Genomic DNA, 745 nt, shown 5'->3' with positions numbered 1-745 from the left:
TACCAAAGAGCAAGTGGCGCTATAATAAAACGATTAGCGTCGTTCAAAACAGATAGAGTAAACTCATGCCAAATACATTGTTTGTAAGGCCACATAAAGTACATCAGGTAGAAGGAGCGTTATATGAATGGGCGCTCTATGATATTGCTGGTGAGCAACTTAAATATGGCGCGCGTTCGAGTCTGGAAATAATCGATCAGACCTTAATGCAGAATGGTATCGAGAATGTTGAACTGATTGCGCTTTGGCCTTCTTCAGCCGCCTTTGTAAGCGAAGTGAGTCTGCCAGGAGGTCAGGCTCGTTACCTGCAGCAAGCGCTACCCTTTGCAGTAGAAGAGCAGGTTGCGCAAGATATTGAGCAAATACATATTTGTTTGGGGCCAAAAAGCAAACGAGGCGCTTACTCGGTCATTAATATCGACCACTCTTTGTTCGAGTCAAATTTTCAGTCTTTTAATAGCGAAATGGCCGATATTCCTTTAGCTGGCGTGTATCTCGATGCGCAGTGTCTGCCTATTGCTGAAGATGACCTTAGTCTTTGTTTGTCTAGCGGCTCAGTAATCGTTCGTTCTCTCGAAGGAAAGATGATTTCCTTAAAGCCTGATAACCTCATTCCATATTTAGACAGTGTTTTTCTTGCGCCAAGTGAAGATGAGGAAGCACGCGAGCTTTCGATGAAGGTTTGGGTTGCAGCTGACTATATGGAAGCGGCTAAGATGTTGCTTGCTCAAATAGAGCAGTACCC

1 protein-coding gene is annotated in these 745 nt (G+C 44.3%); it reads left to right on the top strand.

Annotation, left to right across the window (positions count from 1 at the left end):
* Positions 1-65: 65 nt before the first annotated feature.
* The coding region (gene gspL, locus A3729_RS08595; protein ID WP_231877388.1) for a type II secretion system protein GspL at positions 66-745 on the top strand (680 nt) is incomplete at its 3' end.

The sequence above is a fragment of the Oleiphilus sp. HI0043 genome (assembly GCF_001634935.1).
This window is presented reverse-complemented; position numbering and strand designations above follow the sequence as displayed.